This window comes from Arthrobacter bambusae (assembly GCF_022606295.1).
GTDB lineage: Bacteria > Actinomycetota > Actinomycetes > Actinomycetales > Micrococcaceae > Arthrobacter > Arthrobacter bambusae_A.
This window is the reverse complement of record NZ_JAHHZS010000063.1, coordinates 1-8383: the sequence shown is the minus strand read 5'-3', so window position 1 is coordinate 8383 and position 8383 is coordinate 1. Positions and strand designations below refer to the sequence as shown.

The following is an 8383-nucleotide window of genomic DNA, read 5'->3' as shown; positions in this document are numbered from 1 at the left end:
TTAGCCGATAACCTGCCTTATGTAAGGTTGTCAGTATGACAGGACAAAACTTCTCTATGAATGCAGTTTAGATTTCTTCTCGCTTTTCCGCAACGGTTGTGCTCTGACTGACTGAGGACTTTGGCCCGCGTCCGGACCGATTCGTTGCGCAAGCTCAGTAACTTCTCTGCCGAGCGTTCTGGGCAATGGGCTCTGGTAGTGCAGACCTGTGTCCCGCAATGAAACTGCTGGATCTAATACTTGCTGGAAATGGTGGGTTTGGGCGTACCGGCTCATCTCAGTCAGAGTTCCCCAGCGGTACCGTGTTCTCGGCGGTCATTGTCAGATTGCGTCGTACGATGTGCTCACATCCGGACGTTACAGGCACGTCCTCAGCAGGGGTTAAGAGTTGGGTCGAGGAGGACCAGATGGCACGTTCATCCTTCGTAAGCTTCCACTATCAACGCGATCACTGGAGGGTCCAGCAAATCCTGAATATGGGCGCTCTAGACCAACAACCGGAACTTCCCGCGCAGAACTGGGAAGAGGTCAAGAGGCGGGGCGACGCGGCCGTTGAGGCGTGGATCGATGAGCAAATGAATTACAAGAAAGCCGTCATCGTTTTAATTGGCAATGAGACTGCTTCGCGAAAATTCGTTAAGTACGAAATCTCTCGCGCATGGTCGATCAAGAAGCCTCTGCTGGGCATCCGTATTCACGGATTGAAGGACTCCCAGCAGAGCACCGATCAGCCAGGTGCAAATCCGTTCGCCTCGTTCGGCTTCTCCGACAGCACGAGGACTTATGCCGACTATGTACCGGTGTACGATCCTTCCGACTACACGGGAAAATACGCGCCGAACAGCTCCGACATCTACGCTGCGATCCAAACAAACATCGCCACTTGGGCGGCAAGCGGGTATAAACGACCATGACTTCTTCCCCACCGGGCGAAGAGAGCTGCGCGTTCTGCGGGATTGTACAGGGTCACGGGCCTGCCCGCGTGGTGTGGCGGAGCGATGACGTTATCGCCTTCCTGCCAGATGTACCGGCCGTAGCTGGCCACACCCTTGTCGTCCCCACGCGGCACGTTCGCGACATCTGGGACGTCGATCCCTGGTTGGGACAGAAACTTGCGTACGCCACCAGTCGGGTCGCGGAGGGAGTCGCAATCGCCGCAGGCACCCGGCAGATTAACCTCATCCAGTCGAACGGGCTCGCAGCCGGCCAGACGGTATTCCACCTACACGTGCACGTCGTTCCGCGCCAACCCGGCGACCGCATGCCAGAGATGTGGCCGCCGGACGCCGACTGGTCACCCGCCAACCTCGATCAGATGGCAGCCGACCTCCGCACAGCCTTCGCCGAATCCAAAGGCAACTGACCCAAGAGTGGAGTCGTCTCCCACCCTCAGCTGCCGACCGCAGGCGGAGTTTTCGCCGGTTGGACGCATGGTGCTGTACACGAACCGTTCTTATCTGTCGCCGTTCCCGTGGTGAGTGCGAACGTCGCCCAAACAAGGACGCTTACAACGATGATGGATCCATAGAACCCCGAGAGGCTGATCGACCATGCAAGACGCCACCGCTGACGTTTCGCGTATGGCGCTGGCCTGATCTCAAATCCTGAAATCTCCTTCGCCGCAATGTCGTCGAACATCGCTCGAAACGCACGTTCTTGACGGAGGAAGTAGGTGTCCTGTATCCAAAAAGCCAAGGCTGGCATTGCGGCAATCAGCGCCATCAGCGGTTTGCTCTGTGACACTGCTAGTCCCAGCAACGCCGAGGACACCGTCAATGCCCAGCCCTTCATTAGAAATGAATTACCAGCAAGCCGGTTGATCACCGCTTGGACGTAATCCATGTGCTTGTGGTGATCCGACCGTTCTACCACGAGTTTCCCCTCGCTCGCCTCGGCACTCATGAGGTCACCAAGTCTTCGAACCGCGCCTGACCTCGAGCGAAGGAGTCCAACCGTTCAGCCTGACGTCGCGAAGGACTCACCGCATACGGGCGGAGTATGCCCTCCTCCACACGGACCTTCTCAATTACCTTGTACAGCCCCAGGTACTCCTGTCCGTCGAATTCGTTCCTCCCATGATCCTCGACGGGCATGATCGATATGCGCGATCCGCCCCGAATCCCGTCGAAGTACCCCAATTCCCAAGGCATCCAACGTGACCTGCTCGCGGCCCGCGAGGTCGCGTACACCAACGATTTGCACTGTTGCATCCTCTCCCGTAGCCGCACTGCAGTCGAAGAAGAAACGCGAGTCCGGTCCAGCTCCGGATCATCGATCCAGTCAACGTATACACGCAGACCTTGACCAGTGAACAGGTTCCGAAGCCCCACGATTGCTTGAGCGTCCTGGAATCTATGGCTGAGAAACACGTCGAATGATTGGTCCGCGGACTTAGTGATTCGCCTTAGCTGTTCTTGAGCCGCTGACGCGGTGAGGCCTCCCGACCTCCCACGCAGTTCGTCCAACGTGTAATAACTCGCCACCCTGCTTCCTTTCTCTTACCTCCCATTCAACCAAGTCGCGCCGATAAAGTAGTGCAAGCGGCTGCGTGATGCGCACATGATCTTTACTTACATCGAGCAAGTGGAATCCCCACAAACTGTGAAGGCCTGGTTCCTGGCATGAATCCCCACTGAATGATCAAGCCCGATCGAAGTACTGATCGAAGGCAACCCTAATTAGGTCCTGGCGCCCCAAAGGCACGCGCCGTCGGTCTTTTGCATATGGTCTCTGAGGAACGGCGAATATGCGAAGCCCCATAGACCGTGAAGCGCATCGCGCGCCCGATCGATCCAACGACATTCTCCCGTGTGGGAGCCGTCGAAGCGAGACGGGCGAAAGCGGACCCGATTCGACGTCCACAGACAAATAATTCCCGTTGGGTCGAGTTGCCCGTCGAACGCCGCCGGAAATATCCGCGCACTCGAAGGGACGCCTTCAACCGACTCAGAGCGCGACAGAAGCTGCGGTCGAAGATCTGTTAGCACCGGCCAAGCGGCCTGCAGTTCGAAGGTTAAACTCGGACAACAACAAGCCCATCAAGACCTTTGAGCTCCTAAAGGTCGCCGGAGCGTGGTCTCAGGAATGGTCCAACGAACGGCCAGCGTGCGGAACGTGAAGGATGTTCCCTTCTCACATCCTTCCAAGGACATATCATCCTAATAACTATCGGTATTCGGCCGATCTCGCGTTGGGGGCATTCGTGGCACGTCAAGTCTTCTTCTCTTTCCATTACGACCGCGATATCAGTCGCGTCAACATCGTCCGGAACTCCGGCTTCTTGCAGCCAGAGACCGGATTCATCGATCACTCCCTATGGGAGGAGAGCAAAGCGAAGGGCGATACCGCTCTAAAAGCCTTGATAGATGAGGGGCTCAAGGGTGCCAGCGTCACTGCAGTTCTAATCGGCGCCCAGACTGCAAGGAGAAAATGGGTTGACTACGAAATTGAGAACTCATGGAACAACGGGAAGGGTCTCCTTGGTATCCGGATCCACAAGCTTAAGAACTTCTCCGGGCTAACCGACACATCCGGTGCTGATCCTTTCGCTCATTTTTCACTCAAAAACAATGGAGGCTCCCTGACCGACCAGGTCAAGATTTACGACTGGGTGGCCGACGACGGATACGAAAACTTGAGTACCTGGATCGATGAAGCCGCAGCAGCTCGAGGCCGCTAGTGTCAGCGCCGGTCCCTAGCTACCGCTTTGTGATTCTCACGGAAGACCGAAAGGAGGACGCTGAGCTCCTCGGCGCGGCAGTTTTGCTGCGTGCTCGCAACTCTGGGGCTCGCCGCGCTGAAATTCAGATTACCGATGATGCGAGCGTTCTGAGCAAATCCCAGGAACCGGATGAGCCAAATACCATCGCAGTGATACTCAGCCGTGGTCCCGGCACAGCAACCAGTGCGTTCATCTCGGAAGCCGCGGGCGACTGCATGCGGAACATGATTCCCGTGCTTCCTGTTTACGACCCTAGGGCTGGGGCGTATCGGAACCAGGTTCCATCGATTCTGTATCCAATAAATGGAAGTCCGTGGGATCCGTCCCACACCGCCGAGACGACGGCGGAAAAAGTTCTGAAGCTGGGCGGGATCTCCGAGGAAGATCAACGAATATTCATTTCCTATAGACAGGTCGATGCTACCGCTTTGGCAGACCAGCTCCGGCGGGCGCTCATCGACGAAGGTTGGGATGTTTTTCTCGATAGATTCAGCGTTCCCCCTGGTGCTGACTTTCAAAAGCGACTGGATAGGGAGCTCGCGGATAAGGCATTCGTACTGCTCCTAGAAACACCAACGGCGGCAGAGAGCCAATGGGTCGACCATGAAATTGCCTTCGCTTTGCAGAGAAGGCTCGGTCTGCTGTCACTGACCTCGCCAGAAACGTCCGACCCGCAACTCTACCCAGCCATTCACGAGTCTTGGCGCCTTCGCATGAACACAAAGGATATTCAGGATCCCGGCTTGTCTTGTCAATTGACTGCTTCGGCACTGGAAAGAGTTTTACTGGCGATCGGTGAACGACATGCGGAGGCTGTCGCACTCCGACGGCAAAGTACGATGCTCGAAGCTTCGGCCGAAATGACCGCGCTCGGCTACGACGTGAGACCCATCGATCAGTGGGGTCTTTTAGGTATTCGAGGGCTTCAGAGGGAAGTTGCACTTGTCACCGCACGAGCACCTGAAGCGGCAGACTTGCGGCGCTTGGACACGCTACGGCGGCATCATCGGAAACCGGGATCTAAAACTCGCGGATGGGTGGTCCATCCAAGTGAAGACGTCGATGCCGATAGGGTCTCCCTCTTAGAGTGGATGTCGAAGCATCGGACGATCAGGTCCACACCACTCATGTTGCTGGCAGATCGAGTTCAGCAATGAAGACCATCTTCCTTTCGGCAAGTTTCCCCGAACCTTCACGAGAAAATGAGTCAGGTCCGTCATATCCTTCAGACATCGCTGCCGCCGCGGCAGCAACTATCGAGGCTGCGCTTCGCGCAAAGGGTCGATTGCTATTCGGCGGACACCCGACGATAAGCCCGATAGTCCTCAACATCGCTTCAATGCTCCGTGCCGGCCCACAGGTCACGGTCTATCAGTCCGAATACTTCCGCCCTCAACTAACTCAGGAGGTCCAGCGCCTTGTGGATACAGAAGGCGCGTCGATGATCCTCACACCTGCGGGTGACGATCGGAAGTCCAGCCTGGAGGTGTTACGGCGCGAGATGCTGGCGGAGCCAATTGACGTCGCCTTCTTCATCGGCGGAATGTCTGGCATAGGCGAGGAATTTTCGGCGCTCCGACGTCGAAATCCGATTCTTGAGTGTCTGGCCTATCAGGCGCCCGGAGGATTCGCCGCCCGTCTTGGGGACAGGATCGATCCGATCTGCGACAATGACTCTTCAGTGCCGCCAGTGCGGGAACTTCGGGGTCGTGCATACGGCTCTCTCGCGCTAAGAGCCCTCGCCAACATGGGCATTGGAAGGCCGGCGCCTTCCGATGAATTGTGATTCATCGCGGGTCCCTAACCGTCGCTTGGGCCTGCTGCCTAGCGTCGCCAGTCAGATCGAAGTTGGCGCAGATTCCGGTTCCTGGCGTAGGGCGCGTCAACTGTAGTGGAACGAGACTGGAAGACTTTATTCATTTCAGTTGACGCAGGACAGCGAATCGGGCCGCCCTGGTCCTTGGCTTCCGGAAGTATGGTGGTAGCCAAAAGGGCGAACGTGGGGTGTTCGCCGGCCACGTATGCGCCAACTGTAAGTAACAGTTGGAAAAGGATAGAAGGCAAAGATCTTGACCGGGCGTTGCGCGGTGCGAGCCGTTCTCACTGCCGATAACAGCGCATATGACACGCCACAGGCGGCGTCGGCCGCTCCATCCCTTCTGCACGTCGGCAAGATAGACACGGTGGTTGCGACGTCGACGTTCAACGCGTGGCGCGGTTAGTCACGTCAGGTCGTTCGTTGCAATTGTCCAAAGCGCTTTGGACAGTTGAAGCGCCCACCTCCAGCGGCCGAGGGCAGACGTAGCCGATAGTGTGGTTGCGTGCCCACGATCGAACCTGACTTGCCCAGCGGATATAGAGGAACACTTGCTTCATTGAAGGAGCTGGTGACCGCCGCACAGCTACGTGCCCAGCAGGCAGCCAGTTCTGCAATGGTGGAGATGTATTGGGGCATCGGCGCCACGATTCTGCGCCGACAGACGCAGGAACCGTGGGGTTCGAAGATCCTGCAGCGCCTCGCGTCGGATCTGAAGGCTTCATTCCCGCACATGCGTGGTTTCTCCCGCTCGAACCTGTTCTACATGCGGTCTTTCGCCGCTGCCTGGGACTTCACAGATGCCGAGGTGCGGGACCGCATCGGGGCACTGGGCTGGGGACACATCATCGAGCTGCTCAAGCTGAAGGACCCTGAAGTCCGCGACTGGTACGCAGGAATGGCCGTTGAGCAGAAGTGGAAACTCACAGTACTTGAGCACCAGATTGCCACCGGCTTGCACCGGCGGATCGGGGCCGCGCCCAACAACCTCGAATCACGCCTGCCAACAGGGGGCGCCGAGCTGGCTCAGAACGTCGCCAAGGATCCGCTTGTCCTTGATTTCCTGGGGCTGACCACCGAAGCCGAAGAATTGGCCATCGAGGAAGCCATGACGCAACGCATGTCCCAGACGTTGGCCGAGTTTGGCCGTGGCTTCGCATTCTACGGTCGCCAATACCATCTGGACGTCGAAGGCGAGGACTTCTACATAGACCTTCTTCTAGTGCACGTGCCAACAAACAGGTTCGTGGTGGTTGAGCTTAAGGCTGGTAGGTTCCGTCCGGAACATCTGGGGCAGTTGAATTTCTATGTTGCGGCGGTCAACGACCTCGTGAAATTCCCCGGCATGGCGCCTTCGGTCGGGATCCTCGTGTGCGGGTCGAAACACGACCCCACCGTCCGCTACGCCCTCGACGGCTCATCGCAGCCTATCGCCGTCACCTCGTACACGTACGAGACACTCCCGGACAAGGAGCGTGAGGCACTCCCCTCCCCCGCCGCGATCACGGCTGCTTTGGAACAAGGGACTGTCGGGAACCAGGAATCCATCGACGACGAATGATCGCGACGCGGTCGCTATCTCGTCATACTGGCGGCTTAGGAGGCTGCGCGGTCCGCGCAGGGCGGTGAAGCATAAGAAAATGTCCGCGGGTATAGGAATCTTCTTATATGGCTGTGTCAGTCCAGCAGCAGGCCGTGGTTGCGCATCGTATTTCTGCCACAGCCTGTGGCGGTATTGCGACTCAGCTCTCGGATGCGTGCGTTGCTGCTAGGCGTTTCCCGCAGCGCCCGGGGATGGGAGCTGGGAATTTTCGATGCCGCTCCCGTCACTCAAGTGCGTGTGGGGGCTGCTGCCCAAGCCTCGATCAAGGGCTGGATGGGTGGCCCGTGTCCCCAAGGTTGCTCAGCTCCCGGGGTGTTGACCCTTCAAAAGCCAATTGTCCAAAGTGCTTTGGACAATTGGGCTGCACACACGCTTTACATTCTGGAATGACAAGAACGCCGCATTCGGCGAGCACGTGTGCGGCGTACAAGCCTCATGATTCTGGCGCTTCACCTGCCCACGGACTGGGCGAGAAAGGACTGCAGGAACGGCGCGAACCACACGAACCCGAGGAGGAACCACAGCGCAGCGGCCCCGAACGGCGCCCACCGCGCGCCCACGCCGGCTTGTTGGGGACATATCCCAGGACCAGGGGAGATCACCAGGATGACGATTCCCAGACCCGCCCGAAGGGAGGGCACCATGGCCACCAGCTGAACCAGTACCGTCCAGTCGACGCCGCGGCGCCGGCGCTTCACCGCCGCCGATGTTCGGAGCTATTGTTCGTGTTCATCCGGGCACCCAATAAGCCACGTGCTTTCGTAATCCCGTCGTGACCGGCACCCTGGTACCCGGTACCGGCATTGCTTCTTCCGTGGTCAGCCACCGGGGTGGTGTTCATGATGGTTCCTTTACTCTTCCTGTCCGAGGGTGTTGAGGAATTCGTCGAATCCATTGTCGGTGGAGGGCGTCTGCTGGGGGCGGGGGTCTTTGTGGCCGTTGATGCAGTTCACCATCCCCCATTGCCTTTTGGTGATCCGGTCGAACGTGGGCCAGAGGATCCGGTCGTGCCAGTACGCCGGGGCATCCAGCGGAGTCGTGTGGCCGTAGTATGCGGCACGCCAGGCGACCCAGACGCCGGTGAGTTCTTCCACGACGGGCGCGTGCCGGTACCAGCAGCCGGGGATCCTTGAATCGGCTGCGACGCCGTACCGGTCGTTGTACCAGTCCACCCATTCGCGCAGCCCGGTCAGGAGTTTCGCCGCGGCGGAACCGTTGAGGTGCTTCCAGTTCCACGGGGCCG

8 protein-coding genes and 1 pseudogene are annotated in these 8383 nt (G+C 58.2%); 6 read left to right on the top strand and 3 right to left on the bottom strand.

Annotated features, from left to right (window positions below):
* The first annotated feature begins 407 nt into the window (after positions 1-407).
* Together KNN17_RS21685 and KNN17_RS21680 are read left to right on the top strand one after the other, a co-directional pair.
* Positions 408-914 carry a TIR domain-containing protein gene (locus tag KNN17_RS21685; protein ID WP_241710920.1) on the top strand — a complete coding sequence of 169 codons (507 nt, stop codon included), beginning with the start codon at positions 408-410 and terminating at the stop codon, positions 912-914.
* A complete protein-coding gene (locus tag KNN17_RS21680; protein WP_241710919.1) occupies positions 911-1363 on the top strand; it encodes an HIT family protein in 453 nt (150 codons plus the stop codon). The genes KNN17_RS21685 and KNN17_RS21680 overlap by 4 nt, the downstream gene beginning before the upstream one ends.
* Before the next feature lie 26 nt (positions 1364-1389).
* Here the strand turns inward: KNN17_RS21680 and KNN17_RS21675 are convergent, their stop codons facing one another.
* Positions 1390-1902 (bottom strand): hypothetical protein, encoded by a 513-nt coding sequence (locus KNN17_RS21675; protein WP_241710918.1) that lies wholly within the window; start codon positions 1900-1902, stop codon positions 1390-1392.
* A gap of 1300 nt (positions 1903-3202) precedes the next feature.
* Between KNN17_RS21675 and KNN17_RS21670 the strand changes: the two genes are divergently transcribed.
* The 4 genes from KNN17_RS21670 to KNN17_RS21655 all read left to right on the top strand — a co-directional run bounded on the left by KNN17_RS21670 (position 3203) and on the right by KNN17_RS21655 (position 7098).
* Positions 3203-3679 (top strand): TIR domain-containing protein, encoded by a 477-nt coding sequence (locus tag KNN17_RS21670; protein ID WP_241710916.1) that lies wholly within the window; start codon positions 3203-3205, stop codon positions 3677-3679.
* A gap of 29 nt (positions 3680-3708) precedes the next feature.
* Positions 3709-4878: a toll/interleukin-1 receptor domain-containing protein gene (locus KNN17_RS21665; protein WP_241710915.1), complete on the top strand. Its 1170-nt coding sequence runs from the start codon at positions 3709-3711 to the stop codon at positions 4876-4878.
* A complete protein-coding gene (locus KNN17_RS21660; RefSeq protein WP_241710914.1) occupies positions 4875-5507 on the top strand; it encodes an SLOG domain-containing protein in 633 nt (210 codons plus the stop codon). The genes KNN17_RS21665 and KNN17_RS21660 overlap by 4 nt, the downstream gene beginning before the upstream one ends.
* Before the next feature lie 535 nt (positions 5508-6042).
* Positions 6043-7098, top strand: coding sequence for a PDDEXK nuclease domain-containing protein (locus KNN17_RS21655; protein WP_241710913.1), 1056 nt, complete (start codon positions 6043-6045; stop codon positions 7096-7098).
* A 491-nt stretch (positions 7099-7589) separates the two neighbouring features.
* Here the strand turns inward: KNN17_RS21655 and KNN17_RS21650 are convergent, their stop codons facing one another.
* Together KNN17_RS21650 and KNN17_RS21645 are read right to left on the bottom strand one after the other, a co-directional pair.
* Positions 7590-7838 carry a hypothetical protein gene (locus tag KNN17_RS21650; protein WP_241710912.1) on the bottom strand — a complete coding sequence of 83 codons (249 nt, stop codon included), beginning with the start codon at positions 7836-7838 and terminating at the stop codon, positions 7590-7592.
* A 153-nt stretch (positions 7839-7991) separates the two neighbouring features.
* Positions 7992-8383, bottom strand: a pseudogene (locus KNN17_RS21645) (hypothetical protein); the annotation flags it as partial.

Excerpts from the sequence above, each read along its gene's own strand:
- KNN17_RS21685 (WP_241710920.1), top strand. The coding sequence starts at position 408 with ATGGCACGTTCATCCTTCGTAAGCTTCCACTATCAACGCGATCACTGG.
- KNN17_RS21680 (WP_241710919.1), top strand. The coding sequence starts at position 911 with ATGACTTCTTCCCCACCGGGCGAAGAGAGCTGCGCGTTCTGCGGGATT.
- KNN17_RS21675 (WP_241710918.1), bottom strand. The coding sequence starts at position 1,902 with ATGAGTGCCGAGGCGAGCGAGGGGAAACTCGTGGTAGAACGGTCGGAT.
- KNN17_RS21660 (WP_241710914.1), top strand. The coding sequence starts at position 4,875 with ATGAAGACCATCTTCCTTTCGGCAAGTTTCCCCGAACCTTCACGAGAA.